Raw genomic sequence first — 21,583 nt, 5'->3', positions numbered from 1 at the left:
CGATGACGTAATTGCTGCCGTTGTTCTCATTTGGGCGCGACAGCTGCAGGATGCGAGAAATCATCGTAACGGAGGAGCATCGCCATGAAGCACTATGTCGGACTGGACGTATCGCAAAAGGAAACGTCGATTTGCATCGTCGATGAGGCAGGACGGCCCATACACCAGGGCCGGGTGAAATCCGATCCGGGCGTGCTGGCGGCGGTCATCGCCAAGAAAGCTCCCAATGCCGAACGCGTCGGCCTCGAGACGGGCGCCATGTCGAGTTGGCTCTGGCATGAACTCAAGCGCACCGGTTTGCCCGTGGTCTGCATCGATGCGCGTCACGCCCATGCGGCCCTGTCCGTTCGCATGAACAAGAGCGACGAGAATGATGCTCGCGGTTTGGCGGAACTCGTCCGGGTCGGCTGGTATCGGGAGGTTGCCGTCAAGAGTGAAGAAAGCCAGACCGCGCGATCCATCCTCGTGTGTCGATCCCGATTGGTACGGGTCCGGCGCGACCTCGAAAACCAGATGCGGTCTATGCTGAAGGAATGCGGTCTGCTCTTTCCACGCGCTGCCGGCGGGCAATTCCAACGGCGGGTCAACGACCTCATCGCCGATGGCCATGCTCTCGGCCCCATTCTTCGGCCGCTGCTATCCGTGCACCAACAGACTTGTAGCGAACTGGAAAAGATCGACCGAACAATCCGCGACCTTGCGCGAGAGGATGAAACGACGCGGCGGCTCATGACCGTGCCGGGCATTGGCGTCGTCACGGCCCTGACATATCGTCACACGATCGACGATCCAACCCGTTTCCAGAATGCGGCAAAGGTTGGCGCTTATCTCGGACTTACGCCCCGCCGAAAGCAATCGGGTGAAATGGACGTCACGGGAAAAATCTCGCGCTGGGGCGACCGGTTGTTACGCGCCTATCTGTTCGAGGCGGCCAGCGTGCTGCTCCATCGAACCAAGCGGTGGTGCTCGCTCAAGGCGTGGGGGCTGCGGCTTGCGAAGCGAAGTGGCATGAAGAAGGCGCAGGTCGCGGTCGCCCGAAAGCTCGCCATCATCCTTCATTGTATCTGGGTGGATGGAACCGAGTTCGAGTGGGGGAAGCAGCCTGCCTGACCGTCATACCCACCCTGAGATTGCAGGCCTGACGCCAGACCTGTGATGATCCACCGGGACGGTGGTTGCGGTGACCTCGTTCAAACGGCTGCGGACTTCCAGGACCGCGTTGCGCACGTTGAGGCATCCGACCCGGACATCATCATGAGGCATGACCTCGAAAAGGACCATGACCCCGGTTCGGATCAATATGCAGGCTTGACAGATACCCGCAATTAAAGGGCCGTTTGACAGCACCGACTTTCAACTTGAAGTGGAATGTGCCGTGCTACGCACCGTGACGGCCAGGCTATCAATCGCAACAGCCGCCGCGATCAATTTGATCCGGCTGAGTGAAATCTGCTTCACATCGGGCAACGCGGAGGTTGGCACGACATAGAACTCCCACTGCGCCGGGTCGCGATGATCGGCATGATCGCCATAGACGCCGTGGTGAGCGAAGACATAAAGGTGCGCGGGACGCCCCTCCTTCGCGATCCACTCCGTGCCGCTCTCCCAATATCCCGTGCGGGCGGCGACATCGAAGATCGCCTTGCTCGGCTTGCCGGTGGACCATGATTGCATCGCGGCCGATTGCTTCACCTCAAGCCGGAGGCCGTCCGCCCGCTCGAAGTCCCAACCGGCGTAATCGGCGCTGCACAAGCTCCATTCCGGTTCCAGAGCGAGAGCGATGATTGCCTCGGCCACATGCCCCCGCAGGACATTCGTGACCAGCGGCTTGCCGAATGCGACCTGCGATACCTTGGTGATCACATCGGCGATGCCGAAGGCCGGTGCTGTAGAAATTGATGCGTGTTCGATGTTGCCCCTCCGTCGCCCCTTTGATCCTGGGGCGACGGCCAAAGCCGGATGTTGGAAACCCGCTGAGACAACGAGCGCATGCGCCTTTACCGGCAAGCCGGCTGGACATGCGCGCATGCCACCCGGCCTCCGAAATCGGCGACCGAGGTGTCTCAAGAGGGGTTTCCACGCCCCGCTCCCGCGTGTCTCAGGAGCAGCGCACTGATAGCCAAAATGATCTGTCAAAGAAAGATGCCGCGCATGCGGGGGCGAGCAGCGCAAATGGCTATGGCTGAACAAAAATTGGATGATTTGCGCATGTCTGTCGGCAAAAAACCTTGTTCGCCAGTGCTTTATCCATAGAGAATAAGTCCCAACAACTTCAAAGGCTTATTCAAAATGAAAGGACACAAGAACAAGGCGCCGCATGTGCCGCAGGCATTTGTCGACATGATCGGAGACCACTTCCTCGAAGCAGCCCGTTATCTGCGCGAGATACAAGACGAGCACCCTGACGACTTCGTATCGGTCGCGAAGAATCTCGGCATCGGGCCGCGCAAGGCCTATCACCTTGCCCAGATCGATCGCAGCTTTCATGCGCTGGGTATCGCGCCCGATCGTCTGCGCCGTATCGGCTGGACCAAGCTATCGCACCTTGCGCCCCACATTGATGCGGACAACGCGAAAGAACTCCTGACGCTCGCCGAAGCCGTCACGGCGCATGAACTGAAGATGCACCTGCGTGGCCACACGGTCGATCCCGACACCAGAGCTGTCGTGATGTATCTCAACAAAGAGCAATATGCCGTATTCGAGCAGGCGCTGGTCTCGGCAGGGGCGGTCCCGCATTCGCGTGGCCTGCTGAACAAGGAAGCTGCCCTGACGAAGCTGCTGGCAACTGTCACGCTGGACTGACCACCACCCTCTGAACAGTGGAGCATGGGACCCGGCTATGAACCGTCCCATGCCCATAGACCCACTTACGCAACGCGAGCCGCGCCCCTGCTTTTGCGATCAGTGGGTTAAGTTTTGTCCCACCCCTGAAATCACTTGTGGTCTTTTGCGCAATGATGCGCAGTATCCCTGATCACCCACGCCGCCGACGAGGCGCTGAGGTGATTGTCCGGCGATAACCCGCCGCCACTTGGCGGCATCAACATCGCGCAGCGCAGCAATCTCCTCCCGGTGGCGTGGTCCACAGTTGGAAGGAGGAACGACGTGATCAAGGTGCCGCGCAAGAAAACTTCTACTACGCCCCTGCAGAATCCCGCTCCGGTCGTGACCATGCCCGTGGAACTGCTGACGGTGCGCCAGGCCGCGACCTTCGCCCAGGCATCCCAGCCCACCATCCGCCGCTGGATTCGCGCCGAGGGCCTGCCAGCCTATCGCTCCAAGGAAAAGGGGCGCGTCAGGATCGACAAGGCGGACCTCGTCAAATTCCTGCGAGGTGACGTGATCTGACTCTTGTGAATACCCCAAAGAACTACACGCAGGGAATAGTATATAAGGGGTTTCACAATTTTTATCGCTTGAGCAACGGTGAATAACAATGAACAAGAATGACCATAACAACAGCCATTCGGAGCAGCAAAAATCGCTTCTAACGCTTGAGCATTTGCGCGAATATCTGCTCGAATGTGATCTGCCCACTTCGGAAATTGCCTTGCTCCGCTCTGCCATCAAGCGCGTCGACGAGATTATCGGCCACGGCTTGCTGGACGTAGCGGCCAACCAGCGCGCCATCTTTGAGCGGCTGGGGCATGTATCTCCGGCAATGGCGGGCATGTCCGAGCAGTCCTTCGCCAACCTCAAATCCCGTCTGCGTAAGGCATTTCGTCTCGCCAGGGGCAGGCTGTTTAATCCGCGCTCGCGCTATCCGCTCACCGGCGATTGGGGCGCGTTGCAGGCATCGCTCGACACGAAGATGCAGCGCGCCACTTCCCGCCTGTTCCACTTCGCGTCAGGCCAGGGCGTGTTACCGCGTCATATGTCGGATGCCGTGATCGAACGGTTCGAGACCCATGTGCGCGATGAGGCCATGATCGGAAACTGGCTGGATACGCTGCGCGGCAGTATCAAGGCTTGGAACAAGGTCGCTGCCTCGCGTGACGACCTTCCCCAACTCACGCCGCCTGAGCCCAAGCGAACCAGCTACTGGATCGATCAGGCCGAATGGCCGTCCACGCTGGTGGAGGAACTCGACGCCTTCCTCGCTTCGCTCGCTTCGAAGACCTGCTTTGAAACCAACAGCCACAAGGCCCTCAAGCCCGGCACAATCCAGCAATATGGTTTCAATGTAACGGTCATCGTCTCGGCTCTGGTTCACACTGGCACGTCCCTGTCGGAGCTGACGTCGCTTTCAGATGTGGTCAGGCCGGAACACGTTGATCAGGTCCTGCGCTTCCTGCACGAACGCGCAGGCGGAACGATCACGCCGCAAATGTTCCAGCTGGCATTACGCGCTCGCACCATCGGTCGCTGGTGTGGCCTGCCCAATAACGAACTCGCCCGGCTGGACCAGATTTTTAAGAGCGTCCGCGATCAGCGCGAACACAGGCGAGGCATGACCGCCAAGAACCGCGCCTTGCTCGACAAGCTCGACGATCAGCGGTTCGCCGATCAGTTGCAGCTTCTGCCCTTCATCCTGCTTGAGCGCGCCATGAAAAATCCCGACCGGCGCGGATCAGCCACGCTCGCCCGAACCGCCATGGCGATCGAACTGCTGCTGGTGTGCAGCGTCCGCCGCGCCAATCTCGTCAGCCTCGAACTCGGCAAATCTATTCGGAAGATCGGCCACGGCAAGGATGCGTTCTGGATCATCGAGCATGGCGGTGCGGAGGTGAAGAACGAGGAAGAGCTGCGCTTCAGACTTCCCGATCAAACCGTGGTGCTGCTGGAAACCTATCTGCGTGAGTGGCGGCCGAAACTCTGTCCCGATCCCTCGCCCTGGCTGTTCCCGGCGGCGGATGGGACCTGCATCGCCCCCAAGACCATGGCCTATGCCATCGGTGCCCAATCGAAGCGCGTGCTGGGGGTAGCCATCACACCGCATCAGTTCCGTCACATTTCGGCGGAACTCTACCTGAAGGACAACCCAGAGGGCATTTTCACCGTCAGCCAGCATCTCGGGCACCGCGACATCAACACGACCCGTCACTATTATGCCCGGCCCAAGCAGCGGCAGGCATCTCGTCACTTCCAGGAGCATATCCTGCGCAGCCGCGACACCGCACGGATCAGGGTCAGGCGTAGGGCAAAGCCTCATAAAGCCGAGAATTTCAGCTTCAACGAGGTGGAGGACGTGTTGTGAGCACTCCTCTTTGCCTCAAGCCTGCCCAATGGCCCGCCGTTGACCAGTTGCGTTACCGTGAGGCCCGCGAGGCCAGAAGTTTTCTGGACGCCCCCAACCCCGCCAGCAAGTGGAGCGCGGCCCGCTGTCGCAATGTCGAGCAGGGGTACGGCCAGTGGCTGTCGTTCCTCACCCGTAATGGCTGGCTGGATGCCGGGGTACCGCCCGAAACGAGAGTGGCACCTGATCGCGTGCGCCTGTTCCTCATCCAGCTTCAGGACCGGGTCGCGTCCTGCAGCGTGGAAATGATCTTCGAGGGCTTCGCCCGGATGATCATGGCGATAGCTCCCGGCCAGGACTGGAACTGGCTGCGGACCGTCATCCGCAACCTCAAGGCCATTGCCAGGCCGGAAAAGGACAAGCGTGCCCACATGGTCGACGCCCGGCAGCTTTTGTCGCTGGGCGTCGATCTGATCGATCGGGCGCTTGAGATGGGTGATCGCTATCATGCCGCGACCTGCATGCGCGATGGCTTGCTGATTGCTGTTCTTGCCTGCTGTCCTGTCAGGATCGCCAACCTGACGGCGATCGAGATCGGGCGACATCTGCTATTCGACGGCGATCGCTACCTCCTCTTCTTCACCGAGGAAGAGACCAAGACCTCTCATCCCTATCAGGCCGAACTACCCCAGTCCCTCGCTCCCTACATCGACGTCTGGCTGCGTGATCATCGCCGCAGACTGCTGATGCGGGGCGGCGGGCCGAAAACTGACCGGCTTTGGATCGACCGCTGGGGAGAGCCGATGGGTGACGCTCCGATCCGCGCCCAGATCGAAAAGCGCACAAAGGACGCCTTCGGACGTCATATCTGGCCGCATCTGGCCCGCAGCATCGCGGCTAGCAGTTTCGTCGATCACGACCCTGACATGGTGGCGCTTGTGCCGGACCTCCTCGGCCACGCCGACCACCAGACTGCACATAAATACTACATTCTCGCCGATGGAGCCCGCGCTCACGAAGCGGTGCAGTCGGCCTTCGAGGCGCGAAGAGCCGCCGCAGTGGCGCGGCTGACGGCGCGGAAGGAGCGCGAAGATGCCTGATAGTCTTGTGCAATCAATTTCTTTCGACCCGCAAAGTCGAGCGAGTGGTATAAACCTTGTCCCACCCGTAAAATCGGGCCTTGGTTGCCTCGGGGCAGTTCCCGTAGACAATGGGAGATGGACGCCCAGCCCGCCTCCTGCCCCGTATCGAAGGGCTGCCCTGCGTCAAAGCGCAGTGGCCGGATCATTATCCGGCGCAGGCGGGCTGCGCCTTCCTCTCCGGTCAGGCTGCCAGTCGATGGACGGCAGGCATTGGTCAGTGACCTTCCACCAATCATGCCCGTGCTGCGCGACGAAGTGGCGATCCTGCGGGCTTATCTTGGCAGGGAGATCGACGCGATCCTGTTCAGCGAGGAGTGATCGGCCATGACGCGGGCGGCAATCTACGTCCGCGTATCAACCGCACGGCAGGCCGAGCGCGATCTGTCGATCCCCGATCAGATCGTTCAATGCCGCACATGGTGCGCACGGCAGGGCATCGAGGTGGTGCAAGTCTTCTCCGAGCCGGGGGCTTCCGCCCTCGACGAAGATCGGCCCGTGTTCCAGGAGATGATCCACACGGCGAAACGGACGGACAAGCCCTTCGATCTGGTGGTCGTGCATTCCCTGAGCCGTTTCAGCCGCGACTCGCTGCATTCTGAGCTTTATATCCGTGAACTGCGTAAGGCCGGGGTCGAACTGGTCTCGATCACGCAGGAGGTCGGACAAGACCCGACCGGCGAGATGTTCCGCAAGCTGCTGCACATCTTCGACGAGCATCAGAGCCGGGAAACCGCCAAACACGTTCACCGCGCCATGCTGGAGAACGCTCGTCAGGGCTTCTGGAACGGTTCGCGACCGCCCTATGGCTACGGCGTCGAGATCGCTGAGCGCCGAGGCAACAAGGACAAGAAAGTGCTGGTGGTCGACGAGGCCGAGGCGCGGGTCGTTCGGATGATCTTTGACATGGCCTCCGGCACCGAAGGCCGCCCGATGGGTGTGAAAGCCATCGCCACATGGCTCAACGAGCGCGGCATCCTCCGGCGAGGGCGCAGGTTCACGACCGGCGGCGTTCACGACATCCTGACCTCCACCACCTATCACGGGCTGCACCACTTCAACCGCACCGACAGCCGCAACGGGCGGCCGCGCCCGCCTTCCGAGTGGGTGCCATTCATGGTGCCCGCCATCATCGATGAGAAGACGTTCAACGCCGTGCAGGCACTGCTGCAGAGCCGTGCGCCCAAACGGGTGGCCCCGCGCATCGTCAACTCCCCGACACTGCTCGCAGGTGTCGCTCGCTGCGGCCATTGCGGGGCAGCTCTGATCCAGAACACCGGCAAGGGCGGGCAGTATCGCTATTACTGCTGCTCGACCCGTCTCAAGGAAGGCCCGTTCGGCTGCAAGGGACTGCGCATGCCGATGGACAAGCTCGATGACATTGTGATCGGCGAAGTATCAAAGCAGATATTGCAGCCGGATCACCTCGTCGCCCTGCTCGACGAATATCTGCGCACAGCGATCGAGCGCGAGGACCGCAACCGGGATCGCCTGCGTCAGATGCGCCAGGACCATAAGGAAGCCGAGGCTGGTATCGCCCGGCTGCTGGAACTGGTCGAGAAGGGTCTGATGGATGCCGAGGACGCCTCAATGCGGGAGCGACTGGTCAATCTTCGGTTCCGGCGCGACGAGCTTGTCGACCAGATTTCCGATCTGACCCGCCGCCTAGCGATGGCCGAACCGGCTATTACTCTGGAGAAGATCGAGAAATTTGCGCTGCTACTGCGTGAAAAGTTGAACAATGGTCCGCCAGATCTGCGTCAGGCTTACGCCCGGCTGCTTCTCAGCGAGGTGCGGGTCAACGACCGGGAAATCCGCATTAGCGGATCCAAAGCCGTGCTCGCCCGAAGCGCGTCTGCAGGTGTGGGCGAAACCACACCTGCAGTTCTGTCTTTTGTTCGGGAATGGCGCACCCGACAGGATTCGAACCTGTGACCTTCGCCTTCGGAGGGCGACACTCTATCCAGCTGAGCTACGGGTGCTTCGGGGCGGTGCCTAGCCGGTTCGACGGGCATCGGTCAACGGATTCGATGCGGAACGCCGAGACAGGATCGGTAGCATCGGCCTACGCCAGCAAAACCCTTCGTACGCTATGATACTAAGTAGTATGCTTACGTCATGCTTACGTGAAAGAACCGAACCTATTTGGTACGCGATTTTCGGCCGAAAAATCGTTTAATTTCAATCGACGAGAAAGAAATTTACCGAGAAATTGGCGCTTGACCGCTGCCTTCGGAGGGCAGCGCTCTATCCAGCTGAGCTACGGGTGCGTAGGCTGGGGCCTCTAGCAAGCTGGCGCGATGCCAGCAATCAGATTGTTGAGCGCCACGTGCGCGTTCGAGCAATTTATTTCATTCGTTTCTTCAAACCGTTTCGGCAGGACTCTTCATCATCCAGTTCGGAAAAATAATCCATACCTTTCACATTCTTGCGTGCCATGTCGTGTGATATCGTACGTAAAGGAGCGTATGCTGAGAATGGCCGTTGCACGAACCGCTGCGCGGATTGGCGCTAGCCTCGATGTAAAGCAGCCCTTCGAGCGCATCGCCTGATTGAACGTGGGCTGCCGCAGGCAGACCCTTTCGGCTCCTTCACCTGAGGAGTCGAACGATGAATGAACTTATCCAGATTGGCCCGATCAGCCCGCTGCGCCAGCGCCTGATCGACGATATGACCATGCGCCGCTTCTCGAAGGAGACGCAGCGTAACTATCTGCGCGACGTTGGGAGGTTCGCGACCTGGCTCGGGCGCTCGCCGCACACCGCAAGCGCCGAGGATATCCGGCAGTTCCAGATCGAGCAGCAACAAGCCGGCGTCCCGGCGCCGACCATGAACAGCATCGTCGGCGCGCTGAGGTTCTTCTTCACGCACACGCTCGACCGCCCCGACCTCGCGCGCAAGCTGGTCCGCACCAGGCAGGTACGCAAGATCCCGGTCGTCCTCACCATGGCCGAGGTGAAGCGCCTGCTCGATGCCACGCGCTCCTTGAAGCACCAGGCGGCGCTGTCGGTCGCTTACGGCGCGGGCTTGCGCGTCGCCGAGGTGTCGGCGCTCAAGGTCAGCGATATCGACAGCAAGCGGATGCTGCTCCGGATCGAGCACGGTAAAGGCGGGCGATACCGCAATGCCATGCTGCCCGAAGGGCTGCTCCTGCTACTGCGCGACTGGTGGCGCGCCGGGCGGCAACAGGGCATCCTCGTCCCCGACGGCTGGCTCTTTCCCGGACAGAGCACAGCGGCGCCGATCAGCACCCGCCAGCTCTACCGTGTCGTCGTCGAAGCCGCTGAAGCAGCAGACATCGACAAGCGCGTCGGACCGCATACGCTGCGCCACAGCTTCGCCACCCACTTGCTCGAGGACGGTGTCGATATCCGCGTCATCCAGGCGCTGCTCGGCCATGCCAAGCTAAACACCACCGCCTTCTACACCCAGGTTGCGACGAGGACCGTTCGCTCGATCGTCAGCCCGCTCGACAGGCTCGCGCTCGCATCGCCCAGCGAGGAAGCGCCCGACGGCTGAGGTCGATGCGCGCCTCACTCGAGGTCGCCGACATCTTCCGCGCTGCCGGGCCAACCTACCGCGCCGCCCATGCCGGGCATCTGAGCCTGCACCAGCTCAAGATCATGTCGGCGATCGAACATTGCCGCACCGCCGCGCTCGGCGGGCATGTCGAGGCCTGCACCGACTGCGGGCACTGGCGGATCGCCTATAACAGCTGCCGCAACCGGCACTGCCCCAGGTGCCAGGGCGCTGCGGCGCGCAGTTGGCTCGAGGCGCGCGAGGCCGATCTGCTCCCAGTCGGCTATTTCCACGTCGTGTTCACCCTGCCTGCCGAGGTTGCCGCGATCGCCTTCCACAATAAGGCGCCCCTCTATGACCTGCTGTTCAAGGCCGCGGCCGATACGATGCTGACCATCGCCGCCGACCCGAAGCACCTCGGTGCCCGGATCGGCATCACCGCCGTCCTCCACACCTGGGGCTCGGCGCTCACCCATCATCCGCACATCCACATGATCGTGCCCGGCGGCGGCATCTCCCGCGATGGAACGCGCTGGATATCCGCACGCCCAGCCTTCCTGCTCCCGGTCCGCGTCCTTGGTGCCCTGTTCCGACGCTTGTTCCTAACCCGCCTTCGCGCGCTGCACGATGCCGGCAAGCTCGCCTTCTTTGGCAGCCTCACTCATCTTGGCGAACGACGTGCTTTCCTGCGGCACCTCTCTCCCGTCAGGAAGAAGCGCTGGGTCGTATATGCCAAGCCGCCGTTCGCTGGTCCCGAGGCCGTGCTCGCTTATCTCGCGCGCTACACCCACCGGGTCGCCATATCGAACAGTCGGCTCCTCCGGTTCGATGAGGAAGGCGTCACCTTCCGCTACAAGGATTACCGCAAGGCCGGCGCTGGACGGCAGCAGGTCATGACGCTCGGCGCCGACGAGTTCATCCGCCGCTTCCTCCTCCACGCCCTGCCGCGCGGGTTCCACCGCATCCGCCACTATGGCCTCCTCGCCAGCGCACACCGCAAGGATCATCTCGAACGCGCCCGCCGCCTGCTCGATGTCGCACCCCCACCGACCGACGAGCCCGCCGACGATGCAGAGCCCCGACCGACCTGCCCGTGCTGCGGCGGTACCATGATCATCATTGAGGTCTTCGAGCGCCGCTACCAGTCCCGCGCGCCGCCACCGCCATCCCTCGCACCCGGGACACCGGCGCCGTGACCCGGCACGGCCCGTCGCCTTCCTCGTCCAGGGCAGACCCGCGCCTGGAAGCGGACCCGCTCGCGACGGGGCTGCCCAAAAGCAGACGTCGCACCACCAAAATCGGTCCGCCCGCTTTTCGGCGTCCGCTTTTGCGACCCATATGCAGACGGTCCGCTATCGCGCACGTCCGCTTTTCGGCAGCACCTAGCTACCCCACGATCTCCGCAAAACAGCTTTCCCCATAGCTCACACCATGACCACCGCGGTTCGGGCATCGAAGACTTTCCGACGCCTGGCGGCGTCCGAAACTCTCAACGGTGGCGGACCGGCGGCTTTTGGCGATCGAACGAAACTGGCAGACGCTCCAAATATTCCCCGGCGTTCGCCTGGAAGGCCAATCTCCGCACTGGTTCGTGCAATCGAGGCGTAATCACGTTTCGCAGGAACCGAATAGGCGCTGAAGGCTCAGATTCCCGATATCCGTCAGATGATCGGCGCGACATCTTATAATCTTGGCCGGCGCGCCCATATAGCGATCATCGTGGCATACGTTCATCGTAGGCGGCCGCGGCTGAGAGACCTCGTGCTCCCGCTTACAAGCAGGAGCCCCCCATGCCGCCCGATCCCGATCAACCCCAGTCGCCGGTCCCGGACGCTCGTGTCCCATTGAGACCGCAATCGAGCCGATTTTTCCGCAAGAGCCGTAGTCCATTCGCCCTGGATGACGCACGGCGCCAAGGGGACATCAGTCAGCTCGCCTTCTTGACGATGGGCGGACGGGATCCGGCGATAGCCTTTCTGAATACCGACAACGCCGCGCTCGGCGGCCGCCCGCTCACAGTCGCGACCGCGAGCCCCGAGGGATATGCACTGGTTGCGGCAGCGATCCGCGGCTGGCCGAGCGGCCCGGGATTCAAATGAGCCGCGCGATGAACATTTCGCTGCCGGAGGGCGAGGTCAAGCGCCTGTGCCTTCTGCAAGGTGTCAGCATCAGTGCGATCGAGCCGCTTCAGTCGGGCGGTACCCGCCTTGTCTGCACATCCGGCTCCGGCGCCGAGGAAATGCGCCTTCGGCTCCGCGGTCACCTGATCGATGGCAATGTCCTCCGTCACCGCTTCTATCGCCCACCGGCCACGCATGAACGACCATGAGGCCGGCGCGAGATTTCCGCGGTGTGCGAACGTCTCTGCCGAGCTTGAATAGCATCGGTATTCGTGCCGCACATTTATCGGGATGTGCTATAGACATCCCATCACCTGAAATCGAACAAGCTCCATGTGACAGAGGGACGATCCGTGCTCTCGCTTGATGCAGGAGCACACACGATGTGCCTCATTCAATTGCTCGAAGACGAGCAGATCGCGCTCGTGCGATACGCCGCCGCGACACATCCCTCGGCGATCGACCGATATGGGCGCCTGATCGAAGGGATCCGTCGGCGTCTGACAGCCTTTCCCTATCAGCATCGCCCCTATTTTCCGCTCAACAGATTGCGGACGCAAACGGCTCGCTAGCACGTTCGCGAACACGCATCCTGAAACCCAAGAAAGATATCCGACATGGCCAAATCGCAAAAACGCAGCAATCGCGAGATTCGCAAACCCAAAGCCGCCAAGGCGAAGCCGCCGACCGCACTCGCAGCCCAGGAGGCCTCCGCGGTGCGGATGACCGCCAAGCCGAAGGGCAATCGCTGACGCGCCGTCAAAAGCTGCGGTGAAAGCTGACCAGATCGGCGTCGGGATCGCCATAACCGCAAATCAGGCCGCGTAGCATCTGCGCGGCCATCATTGAAAAGGTAATGCCGTTCCCGCCATATCCCATCGCGGCATAGCAGTTCGGCATGCCGGGAATGCGGCCGATGGTCGGTGTCCCGACCGGGCTGTCGCCGAAACTGCCGGCCCAGCTATACGCGGGCGTCGCGTCCACTGCCGGCAACAGGGCAGCAAGCTTTCGCGACAGCGTCGCTGCCTTGTCGGGGAGCTTCGCGTCGCGAAGAGCCGCGTCACCGATTTCCTCATCCTCGCCGCCGCAGATGATTTCTCCGCGCGGGGTTGTTCGGATGTAGAGATAGGGATCGGCGGCTTCCCAGATCATTGCGGCCGTCGGCCAAATGGCGCGGGGTTGTGGGCGGGTCGCGATCGACCAGCTTGAAATGATCTTGTTTCCCTTCCGCGGGATTCCCTTCATCATCTCATAGCCTGTGGCCATGACGACATGGCGTGCGCGAACGCTCGGCCCGCGAGCCGATACCAAGACAACCCCATCGTCCGTTGGCGCGATGTCGCAGATATCGACGGGTGAATAGAGCCGCGCGCCGCGAGCCAGTGCGACGTTCAGATAACCCGCCGTGAGACGACGCGGATCGGCGGAATAATTGCCGAAACCGATCAGCGCATGGCGTCCCTTGATCCCATATCGCTCCTGCACCGCGGCGGGCTTGAGCAGCTCGACCTCGAACCCCGCGCGTCGCCGGGCGTCGGCTTCGAGCGCAAGCCCATCAGCATCGAGGACATTGCCATCAAGATAGATCGAACCGCGCGTCGCACCATCGACGGCAAGGCCCAGCCGCTCGGTCCGTTCGCGTAGCGCGTCGACCGACTGGCGCGATCGCCGCCAGATGCGTTCGGCCCTTTCGCGCCCGATCCGCTCGGCCATCAAGGTCAGCGGCGTGTCGAGCTCATATTGCAGCATCGCGGTCGACGCCGCAGTCGATCCCTCTGCCGGCCCCCGGCGATCGACGATAACGGTCTTGAGCCCCGCGTCCGACAACGCCTCCGCGATCAGCGCGCCCGACACGCCGGCCCCCACGACGACCGCATCGCACGCAATGTCCCTTGTCAGCGGCTGCGCAGCGATCGCAGGACGTCGCCGTGCCGACCAGATCGACTGGCCGGTCCGGAGATCGCGGTGATGGGTCGCCGATGCGCGGCTCACCAGGACAGACGATCAGGCAAGATCGCGCACCTTGGCTTCGCGTGCCCAATGACGCCGGGTGCCCACACTTTCGAACTTGTCGATCGCAACGACACCGCCGTCCTTTTCGACCCCCGCCTTGTCGAGCAGCAACTGCGTCGCCTCGTCATGCGCGATCGTCTTGCAATGGCCATAGGCGTCCATGAACCACTGCACCGCCGCACCCTGCGCCGAAAGCACGGTGGCCTGTTCTTCGGTCAGGATCGAAGCCACGGCGTCGAACAGCACCGAGGGCGAGCCCGCGAGCTGGCCGTCGGCCTTGAGCGTGCCGCCCTTGACCTTGATCCCGCCGACCTTCGGCGCGACGAGGAAGGCGGTGCCGCCGGCGCTTTCGATGTCGCCCTTCAGCTTGTCGATCACCGCCTTGTCCGATCCTTCGGCAAAGAGGATCGCGACCTTGCGGCCCTCCATCGTATCGTCGGCATTCTTCTGGATCGACAGCGCGTCGGACGTTTTGAGATCAACCGGCGCCCGCGCAGCCTTTTCCTTCGCCGGCAGATCGATGGCGAGCCCCATGGCGACACGCGTCGCGAGATCCTCATCGATGTTGCGAAGCTGGCCGACGACGCGGGCGCGGACATGATCGAGCGTGACCTTCGACAATTCGAACACCAGCGCCGAGGAGATATGCGCCTGCTCATTCGCGGTCTGCGACAGGTAGAACAGTCGCGCCTGGCTGAAATGATCGGCGAAAAGCTCGGCGCGGATGCGCAGCTTCTGCGCAGGGTCGTTCCGCTCGTCATTGGCCGTGAAGGTCGAGAAGCCCGTTTCGGCGCTCGCGCGCGGACCGCCATTCTCTCCGGCTTCGGCAAGACTGTTGGGTTCGTAATTGGCGCGCCCCGTTGGCACGAGCGTCTGCATCATCCCGTCGCGCTGGAAATTGTGGAACGGACATTTGGGCGCGTTGATCGGGATCTGGTGAAAATTGGTCGTGCCCAGCCGCGACTTCTGCGTATCGAGATAGGAAAAAAGCCGGCCTTGCAGCAGCGGATCGTTGCTGAAATCGATCCCCGGGATGATGTTCGACGGCAGGAAAGCGACCTGTTCGGTTTCGGCGAAGAAATTGTCGACGTTGCGGTTGAGCGTCATGCGTCCGACGATCTCGACCGGGATATCTTCCTCCGGGATCAGCTTCGTCGCGTCGAGCACGTCATAAGGCTGCTTCTTGGCGAACGCCTCGTCGAACACCTGCACGCCGAGATCCCACGCCGGGAAGTCGCCCGCGTCGATCGCCTCGAACAGGTCGCGGCGATGGAAATCGGGATCGGCGCCGGCGATCTTGACCGCTTCGTCCCATGTCGTCGACTGGATGCCGAGCACCGGCTTCCAGTGGAATTTGACGAACCTGCCCTCGCCCTTTTCATTGACGAAGCGGAAGGTGTGGACGCCGAAGCCCTCGATCATGCGCAGGCTCCGCGGGATCGTGCGGTCGGACATCGCCCACATGATCATGTGCATCGCCTCGGGCATCAGCCCGATGAAGTCCCAGAAGGTATCGTGCGCGCTCGCCGCCTGCGGATAGCCGCGATCGGCCTCCATCTTCACGCTGTGAACGAGGTCGGGGAATTTCATCGCGTCCTGGATGAAGAACACCGGGATATTGTTGCCGACGAGATCCCAATTACCGCTGTCGGTGTAGAGTTTGACCGCAAAGCCGCGCACGTCGCGCGGGGTGTCGACTGAGCCCGCGCCGCCGGCGACAGTCGAGAAGCGGACGAAGACCGGGCAAGTCGCACCCTCCTTCTGGAAGATCGAAGCCTTGGTCAGCCCAGGGATCGCCTTGGTGCATTCGAACACGCCATGTGCTCCTGAGCCGCGGGCGTGGACGATGCGCTCAGGGATGCGCTCATGGTCGAAATGGAAGATCTTTTCGCGGAGGACAAAGTCCTCGAGCAGCGTCGGGCCGCGTGTCCCGGCGCGCAGCGAATTCTGGTTGTCCGAAATGCGATGGCCGAAATTGTCGGTGAGATAGGCGGCCGGATCGGCAACCCCATCTCCGACGTCCTGATGCAGTTCGTCGCCGTTGCCCCGGCTGTCGGTCGGCGTGATCCGGCGCTCTCCCGGCTGATGGTCGCGAAGGGCGTGGTCGGTCGCAGGGGACGGTGCGGGCTTCTTGGCCATGGTCGGTTCCTTGGATCGGAGGGCGTATGCGTTCTCAACCCGCCGCTCACTCCGAAGTTTCGCTCCACGACCCAGACCGTCTTATTTCTGGTCGGCCATCACATGCCCGTCCTGTTCGCGGAGCCAGTTGTGGAGACGCGTTGCCGCCATCGCGCCCTGCCCCATCGCGACGCTGATCTGGTCGAGACCTTCAAGGACGTCGCCCGCGGCATAAACGCCGGGAAGCAGTCCGTCCGAAAAAGCGCTGAACGGGATGCAGCCATTGGGGTCGGTCAGCGGCCCCAGCATGGCGGCAAGCTCGCTGCGCGGCGTCGATCCGAACGCCGGGTAGAGCGTGTCGAACCGGCGCGGCGCGGCTTCGCCCTCGATCGCGACGAACATCGCTTCCTCGGTTGCATCAAGGCGCAGGACCCGGCCTTCGAGAACGTCGACGCCGCTCGCTTCAAGTTCGCTCCGCTGCCGATCGGTCAGCGCCACCTGCCATTTCGGGATGAGCGTGACGTGGCTCGAATATTGCCGCAGGAACATCGCTTCGGCGGCGCCGTGGAGATCGGAGCCCAGGACCGCGATCCGCTCGCCGCTATGTTCGAAACCGTCGCAGATCGGACAATAGCGCAGCACGCCGTTCTGAACCGCGTTGTCGTGATCGCCGCTGTCGAGCTGCGCAAGATTGGTATCGACGCCGGTCGCGAGGATCAGCCCGCGCGCATCGATGATCGCACCGCCTTCGAGGATTGCGCGAAAGCCGCCATCATCGTCTCGCCGCGCGATTTCGACAATTTTCCCCTCGGCAATCTCGGCGCCATAATGTGTCGCATGGTCGCTCATCCGCGCGATGAGATCGGCTCCCACGATTCCGTCGGGAAAACCGGGGACGTTGCGCGAGCGCGGGACCCAGAGCGCGCGCGAACTGCCGTCGTGCACGATCCGGACTCGGCGCCTATAGCGAGCGAGATACAAGCCGGCCGCAAGACCGGCAGGGCCCGCACCCACGATCAGAACATCTATGGTGTCGGCATCCGGACGCCGTTCCGTCTGCATCAGCGCGACACCTGCGAAACAAGCTCAAACGCGTCACCCATCGCCGCCATCGCGGCAGTGTTGTCGAAAATGCACCAGGGTGGCTCCGCTCCCTTATGCTCGCGCGCGATCAGAGCCGCATAGCCGGCGACTCGCTCCGCGCCATAAGGCGAGCGATACATGATAGGCGACCCGTGAAGGCGCCAATAGGACAGCCCGCGCCAGCCGCCCGGCAGCCGGGCCGCCGGAACGCGCGCCGGATCGGCCGCGACGCGCGCCACTTTGAGGTCTGCCAGCAAGCGCTCCGGGTAGGCTTCGAACCAGCTCGGGTGGCGCGGCTCGCAAACGACGCGAGCGGATGTTGCGGCTCCAAGCTCGGCAAAGAAGCTCTCGGCCGCTTTGACATCAAGGGCCAGATTGGGCGGCAACTGAACGAGCAGGACGCCAAGCTTCGAGCCTAGGCCTGCGGTTTCCTCGACGAAACGCGCAATCAAATCACCGCAATCGCGAAGGCGGCGTTCATGCGTGATCGTGCGCGGCACTTTCGCCGCAAAGCGAAAGTCCGCGGGTACGATCTCCGCCCACCGCGTCCAGGTGGTGGGGCGATGCGACCGATAAAAGGAGGAATTGATCTCGACGCACGAAAAGTGATGCACATAGCGTTCGAGCGCCATGCCCGTATCCGGAAACCGGCCGGCATATTGCGACGCGATACTCCAGCCTGCCGTTCCGATCCGCCACGTCATGACTGAAGAACGCCGACATCCGTCAACTGGATGCAGCACAGCAACATCACTGCGATCTCAACCCGCCGGGCGTCCTGGATATTCCATTGCCGCGAGAATTTCCGAGATCGCAACGAACGCGAAGCAGACCGAACTGTCGGCCACGCCATAGGGCAGGAAAATATCGTCGCCGACGCGGATCGCTCCGCAGGTGTAGACGACATTGGGGACATAGCCTTCGCGGTCCTCGTCAGCGGCGGAGAGGATCGGATTGGGCGTCCGGCCGATGACTTTCGACGGATCGGCCTTGTCGAGCAGCACCGCACCGATCGCATATTTGCGCATCGCGCCGACGCCGTGGGTCAGTACCAGCCAGCCCTCGTCGAGTTCGATCGGCGCACCGCAATTGCCGATCTGGATGAGTTCCCATGGAAAGCGCGGCTCCAGCAGCAATTCGCCGTCCTCCCACTGATCGACAGCGTCCGAGCGCAGCAGATAGAGGTTTTTGCCATCTTGCCGACCGATCATGCAGAATTGTCCGTCGATCTTGCGCGGAAACAGCGCCATGCCCTTGTTGCGTCCCGCCTTGCCCTTGATCGGGGTCAGCGTGAAATCCCTGAAGTCGCGCGTGCGGAGCAATTCGGACTGGATGTCGCGGCCGCTATAGGCGGTGTAGGTCCCGATCCACTCGCTCTTGCCGCTGTCGCGCTCGAACTCGAGCAGCCGCAAATCCTCGAGGCCGTTGCGCTGTGCCTCGGTGATCGGGAAAATCACGGTTCCCGAGAGAGTGCTGTCCTTCTGCCGATAGAGCGAGACGACATCGTCGGGCTTGTCGTCGCGGTGCGGGCCCAACATGGCCGCGGTGGCGAAGCCCGGTTGCGGCAGCAAGGTCAGTTCGCGATCGTGGGTGATGATCCCTTCGCGAAAGGCGATCGTCGAAATATGGCCCTCGCCGACCGCCCGCAGCGAAAGCAGGATGCGGATGCTGCCTTCCTGTAACCCGCTTTGATCGGGATGGCGCACGACGCTGGGGTTCATCAAGGCGGCCGCGGCATAGCTATATTCGTGACAGAAATAGGCGCCGATCAGCAGCCGGGTTTCGCGTTTGAGCGCCAGACCTTCAAGCCCGAGCTTGGGCTCGATCTCGTCAAAACGATCCTCAAACACTTTTTCGATCTGCCAGTGTCGATCGGCAAAGTCGCGCAGCACGACCCCAAGTTCGGCCCGTACGGTGCGGGGATTGAGGGCAACGATCTCGCGCGCCAGCCGCTGCACGCGTTCGAGATCAGGGCCCGACGCTTGCCAGGCCAGATGAAAGGGCCGCACGACGACGCGCGTCGGATCGGCGTGCAACCGCAGTTCATGCTGGACCAAATGCAAATGATTGTCCTTTCAGCCGACCTTGCGGACGAAATCCCGAATGGCATAGGTCGCATGCTGATAGGCGAGAACCGATTCTGCGCCCTCATTCAAATTGAGTCCGCGCGGGTTTATGCCGTCCTTGCTGGTGCCCGTCAGCACATTGCCGACGATCACGCCGCGATCATTGTATCCGGAAAACCACTCGTACGCGCGCCGCGCATGCGCCAGCCAGATATCGTCTCCTGTGACGTCATAGGCGGCCGAAGCGGCATCGATCGCAGCCCATATCTCCAGCGGTTGTTGGTCGAATGGTCGCGGCAGCTCATAGGATTGACCGAAGCTGTCGGAACCAACGGGTCGATAATGACCCTGGGGCGCCATCTGGACGTCATTAATCCACCGCAGCGTCTCGACTCCGCACGCGATGACCTCCGCACGCTCCAGCCGCACACCCGCGCGCAGCATGGCCTCGGGCAGGCGGCAATTGTCATAGGCGAGCACCGGCTCGAACCATCGCCAATCCGGCCGCGCCGCGACATCGTAGAGCGCGATCAGCCGGTCGGCGCCGCGGCGCAATATCCGATTCGCCAGATCATGCTCGGGATGCGTCGCGAGGACGAAGTCGGCGCCGAGCATCGCAAAGGCGATCGCGCGCGGCGACTGAAAATCCAGCGCGGACGCCGCGGTACGCTCGAACAGCTCGTGCGCCCATTGCCGCAGACCGGAATCACGCGCGTCGCGCGCTGTCGCACCGATAGCCCACAGGGTTCGCCCGCAGCTATCCTCGGAACCCACATCTTCAAGCCAATTGCGTCCGAAACCCATGAAGTTGCGAAATTCGCCGCGGCCGGGATTCCAGGCATGCTGCACGAACGCCGCAAAGACCGAGGTCAGTTGCCCGCACCTGCCGAGCGCGTCGTCGTCCAGCCGATGCATCAGCATCAGCGCGCGCGCATTGTCGTCGACGCAATAGCCGTGCGCGCGATCAGGAATGCTATGAACGCTGTGCTGGATGATGCCGGTATCGTCGCAAATGCGCAGGAAACCGTCGATGCCTATCCGTTCGGGAATGGGCGCGGCTTTCGGCACGACCCGGCTTTCCGCGATCAGCGCGCAGCTTCGCTCCGCAAACACCGGCCAGATCATGTCGCGACTGCGATCATAGGCGCGGCGCTGCAGCGTCAGCAGCCGGTCGGCATCGCCGAGCAGATACCGGATCTCGTTCGCGATCGATTCGCTGTCGTTGAAGGGGACCAGCACGCCATGATCGTCGGCGAGCAGCTCGACCGCATGGACATAAGGAGTCGAGATCACGGCCTTGCCCAGCGCCATCGCATAGGCGAGCGTGCCCGACGTCGATTGCTGCGCACCGGTATAGGGCGTCACATAGATGTCGGCCGCCTCGAGAAGATCGAGCAGATCGTCGGTGTCCATGAACGCATTGATCCAGCGGACATGCGCATCGACCCCAAGCGAGACAGCGAGCGCCTGAAGCCCCTCGCGATAGGCTTCGCCTTTTTGGGCCAGCAAATTGGGATGCGTGGCACCCGCGATGCAATAGAGGAAGTCGGGGTGATCCTCGACGATCGCGGGCAGTGCCTCGATGACCGCCTCGATCCCCTTGCCCGGCGACAGGAGCCCGAAGGTCAGTGCGACCTGTTTGCCGGCGAATCCGAACTGCGGCTTGAACTGCGATGCGCGGCCGAACGGGCGGTCGGGTACGCCATGCGCGATCATGGCGATCTGATCTTCATCGGCATGATAGACGCTGCGCAGCAGGTCGCGCGAGCGTTCGGACATCACGACCAGCTTGGTCGCGCGCGCGATCAGCCGATCCATGACGCGGCGCTGATCGGCGTCGGGCTCGGCAAGCACCGTGTGAAGCGTGATGATGAGCGGCGCGGAAACCCGGTCCACGAGTTCGAGCACTATGTCCCCGGCCAGCCCGCCGAAGAGGCCGAACTCGTGCTGCAGCCAGACGATGTCGGCGCAGCTCGCTTCGATCTGTTTTGCCGCATCGATGAAGCTGTCGGCGTCACCCTCGGTAATCGCGGAACGGACCACCGGGTCGAATATGGTCGGGGTCGCCGCGGGCGCCATCGCATAGACGTCTACGGCTATCTCCGGCGCCGCCGCCGCAAGCGATGCATATATATCGGCGGTGAAGGTCGCGATGCCGCAGCGCCGGGGAAGGAAGCCGCCAATCAGTGCGACCCGGAGGGTCGGCGCGACGGCGGGACGGAGCGATTGACAAGCCTCAAGGCCTTCGTCGAACGACGTGCGATCGGGAGCTTCGTACACAGGTTTTTACCTTCCAAAATGAAGCGGCAGAAGGCCTCACCCAAACAGATTGATTGTGTTGGGACG

18 protein-coding genes and 1 tRNA gene are annotated in these 21,583 nt (G+C 62.4%); 11 read left to right on the top strand and 8 right to left on the bottom strand.

The annotated features are described in order from the left end of the window. The first annotated feature begins 84 nt into the window (after positions 1–84). On the top strand, positions 85–1,110 hold the full coding sequence (locus ACVENA_RS19495) for an IS110 family transposase (RefSeq protein ID WP_449325887.1): 1,026 nt from the start codon (positions 85–87) through the stop codon (positions 1,108–1,110). A 243-nt stretch (positions 1,111–1,353) separates the two neighbouring features. On the opposite strand, the gene ACVENA_RS19490 is transcribed toward ACVENA_RS19495, so the two are convergent. After that, positions 1,354–1,953 carry a hypothetical protein gene (locus ACVENA_RS19490; protein ID WP_449326724.1) on the bottom strand — a complete coding sequence of 200 codons (600 nt, stop codon included), beginning with the start codon at positions 1,951–1,953 and terminating at the stop codon, positions 1,354–1,356. A 336-nt stretch (positions 1,954–2,289) separates the two neighbouring features. Between ACVENA_RS19490 and ACVENA_RS19485 the strand changes: the two genes are divergently transcribed. The 5 genes from ACVENA_RS19485 to ACVENA_RS19465 all read left to right on the top strand — a co-directional run bounded on the left by ACVENA_RS19485 (position 2,290) and on the right by ACVENA_RS19465 (position 8,253). After that, entirely contained in the window at positions 2,290–2,805 is a 516-nt protein-coding gene (locus tag ACVENA_RS19485; RefSeq protein ID WP_449326723.1) for a hypothetical protein, read from the top strand. Between the two features lie 303 nt (positions 2,806–3,108). Beyond that, positions 3,109–3,351 carry a helix-turn-helix domain-containing protein gene (locus tag ACVENA_RS19480; RefSeq protein WP_449326722.1) on the top strand — a complete coding sequence of 81 codons (243 nt, stop codon included), beginning with the start codon at positions 3,109–3,111 and terminating at the stop codon, positions 3,349–3,351. Positions 3,352–3,439: 88 nt separating this feature from the next. Then, a complete protein-coding gene (locus ACVENA_RS19475; RefSeq protein WP_449326721.1) occupies positions 3,440–5,200 on the top strand; it encodes a tyrosine-type recombinase/integrase in 1,761 nt (586 codons plus the stop codon). Beyond that, complete coding sequence (locus ACVENA_RS19470; RefSeq protein WP_449326720.1) at positions 5,197–6,279, top strand: site-specific integrase; 1,083 nt, start codon at positions 5,197–5,199, stop codon at positions 6,277–6,279. Before ACVENA_RS19475 ends, ACVENA_RS19470 begins: the two co-directional genes overlap by 4 nt. Positions 6,280–6,645: 366 nt before the next feature. After that, on the top strand, positions 6,646–8,253 hold the full coding sequence (locus ACVENA_RS19465) for a recombinase family protein (protein WP_449326719.1): 1,608 nt from the start codon (positions 6,646–6,648) through the stop codon (positions 8,251–8,253). Here the strand turns inward: ACVENA_RS19465 and ACVENA_RS19460 are convergent. Next, positions 8,224–8,300: transfer RNA gene (locus ACVENA_RS19460), tRNA-Arg, on the bottom strand. The two genes, ACVENA_RS19465 and ACVENA_RS19460, sit on opposite strands and share 30 nt — an antisense overlap. Positions 8,301–8,928: 628 nt before the next feature. Between ACVENA_RS19460 and ACVENA_RS19455 the strand changes: the two genes are divergently transcribed. From ACVENA_RS19455 to ACVENA_RS19435, 5 genes are all read left to right on the top strand, one after another. Next, complete coding sequence (locus ACVENA_RS19455) at positions 8,929–9,837, top strand: tyrosine-type recombinase/integrase (protein ID WP_257546696.1); 909 nt, start codon at positions 8,929–8,931, stop codon at positions 9,835–9,837. A gap of 5 nt (positions 9,838–9,842) precedes the next feature. After that, positions 9,843–11,033 carry an IS91 family transposase gene (locus ACVENA_RS19450; protein WP_257546699.1) on the top strand — a complete coding sequence of 397 codons (1,191 nt, stop codon included), beginning with the start codon at positions 9,843–9,845 and terminating at the stop codon, positions 11,031–11,033. Positions 11,034–11,627: 594 nt separating this feature from the next. Beyond that, positions 11,628–11,936, top strand: coding sequence for a hypothetical protein (locus tag ACVENA_RS19445; RefSeq protein ID WP_449326718.1), 309 nt, complete (start codon positions 11,628–11,630; stop codon positions 11,934–11,936). A gap of 8 nt (positions 11,937–11,944) precedes the next feature. Continuing rightward, the gene (locus tag ACVENA_RS19440) at positions 11,945–12,166 is read left to right on the top strand and encodes a hypothetical protein (RefSeq protein ID WP_449326717.1); all 222 of its coding nucleotides are present in this window, start codon (positions 11,945–11,947) and stop codon (positions 12,164–12,166) included. A gap of 408 nt (positions 12,167–12,574) precedes the next feature. Further along, positions 12,575–12,709, top strand: coding sequence for a hypothetical protein (locus ACVENA_RS19435; RefSeq protein ID WP_449326716.1), 135 nt, complete (start codon positions 12,575–12,577; stop codon positions 12,707–12,709). A 7-nt stretch (positions 12,710–12,716) separates the two neighbouring features. Here ACVENA_RS19435 and ACVENA_RS19430 read toward each other — a convergent pair whose 3' ends face one another. The 6 genes from ACVENA_RS19430 to ACVENA_RS19405 form a co-directional block, all read right to left on the bottom strand. Further along, positions 12,717–13,949, bottom strand: coding sequence for an NAD(P)/FAD-dependent oxidoreductase (locus ACVENA_RS19430; protein WP_449326715.1), 1,233 nt, complete (start codon positions 13,947–13,949; stop codon positions 12,717–12,719). 12 nt (positions 13,950–13,961) lie between these two features. Continuing rightward, the gene (locus ACVENA_RS19425; protein ID WP_449326714.1) at positions 13,962–16,109 is read right to left on the bottom strand and encodes a catalase; all 2,148 of its coding nucleotides are present in this window, start codon (positions 16,107–16,109) and stop codon (positions 13,962–13,964) included. 81 nt (positions 16,110–16,190) lie between these two features. Next, positions 16,191–17,150 carry an NAD(P)/FAD-dependent oxidoreductase gene (locus ACVENA_RS19420; RefSeq protein ID WP_449326713.1) on the bottom strand — a complete coding sequence of 320 codons (960 nt, stop codon included), beginning with the start codon at positions 17,148–17,150 and terminating at the stop codon, positions 16,191–16,193. Continuing rightward, the gene (locus ACVENA_RS19415; RefSeq protein WP_449326712.1) at positions 17,150–17,803 is read right to left on the bottom strand and encodes a DUF72 domain-containing protein; all 654 of its coding nucleotides are present in this window, start codon (positions 17,801–17,803) and stop codon (positions 17,150–17,152) included. The genes ACVENA_RS19420 and ACVENA_RS19415 overlap by 1 nt, the downstream gene beginning before the upstream one ends. Before the next feature lie 129 nt (positions 17,804–17,932). Then, positions 17,933–19,234 (bottom strand): glycoside hydrolase family 130 protein, encoded by a 1,302-nt coding sequence (locus tag ACVENA_RS19410; protein WP_449326711.1) that lies wholly within the window; start codon positions 19,232–19,234, stop codon positions 17,933–17,935. A 12-nt stretch (positions 19,235–19,246) separates the two neighbouring features. Further along, positions 19,247–21,517, bottom strand: coding sequence for a glycosyltransferase family 4 protein (locus tag ACVENA_RS19405; protein ID WP_449326710.1), 2,271 nt, complete (start codon positions 21,515–21,517; stop codon positions 19,247–19,249). Between the last annotated feature and the right edge of the window lie 66 nt (positions 21,518–21,583).

The sequence above is a fragment of the Sphingopyxis sp. 550A genome, from assembly GCF_053569535.1.
Note: the sequence above shows the minus strand (reverse complement) of the source record. Positions and strands in the feature narration are given on the sequence as shown.

Excerpts from the sequence above, each read along its gene's own strand:
- ACVENA_RS19495 (WP_449325887.1), top strand. The coding sequence starts at position 85 with ATGAAGCACTATGTCGGACTGGACGTATCGCAAAAGGAAACGTCGATT.
- ACVENA_RS19485 (WP_449326723.1), top strand. The coding sequence starts at position 2,290 with ATGAAAGGACACAAGAACAAGGCGCCGCATGTGCCGCAGGCATTTGTC.
- ACVENA_RS19475 (WP_449326721.1), top strand. The coding sequence starts at position 3,440 with ATGAACAAGAATGACCATAACAACAGCCATTCGGAGCAGCAAAAATCG.
- ACVENA_RS19465 (WP_449326719.1), top strand. The coding sequence starts at position 6,646 with ATGACGCGGGCGGCAATCTACGTCCGCGTATCAACCGCACGGCAGGCC.
- ACVENA_RS19455 (WP_257546696.1), top strand. The coding sequence starts at position 8,929 with ATGAATGAACTTATCCAGATTGGCCCGATCAGCCCGCTGCGCCAGCGC.
- ACVENA_RS19450 (WP_257546699.1), top strand. The coding sequence starts at position 9,843 with ATGCGCGCCTCACTCGAGGTCGCCGACATCTTCCGCGCTGCCGGGCCA.
- ACVENA_RS19445 (WP_449326718.1), top strand. The coding sequence starts at position 11,628 with ATGCCGCCCGATCCCGATCAACCCCAGTCGCCGGTCCCGGACGCTCGT.
- ACVENA_RS19440 (WP_449326717.1), top strand. The coding sequence starts at position 11,945 with ATGAACATTTCGCTGCCGGAGGGCGAGGTCAAGCGCCTGTGCCTTCTG.
- ACVENA_RS19435 (WP_449326716.1), top strand. The coding sequence starts at position 12,575 with ATGGCCAAATCGCAAAAACGCAGCAATCGCGAGATTCGCAAACCCAAA.
- ACVENA_RS19425 (WP_449326714.1), bottom strand. The coding sequence starts at position 16,109 with ATGGCCAAGAAGCCCGCACCGTCCCCTGCGACCGACCACGCCCTTCGC.
- ACVENA_RS19420 (WP_449326713.1), bottom strand. The coding sequence starts at position 17,150 with ATGCAGACGGAACGGCGTCCGGATGCCGACACCATAGATGTTCTGATC.
- ACVENA_RS19415 (WP_449326712.1), bottom strand. The coding sequence starts at position 17,803 with ATGGCGCTCGAACGCTATGTGCATCACTTTTCGTGCGTCGAGATCAAT.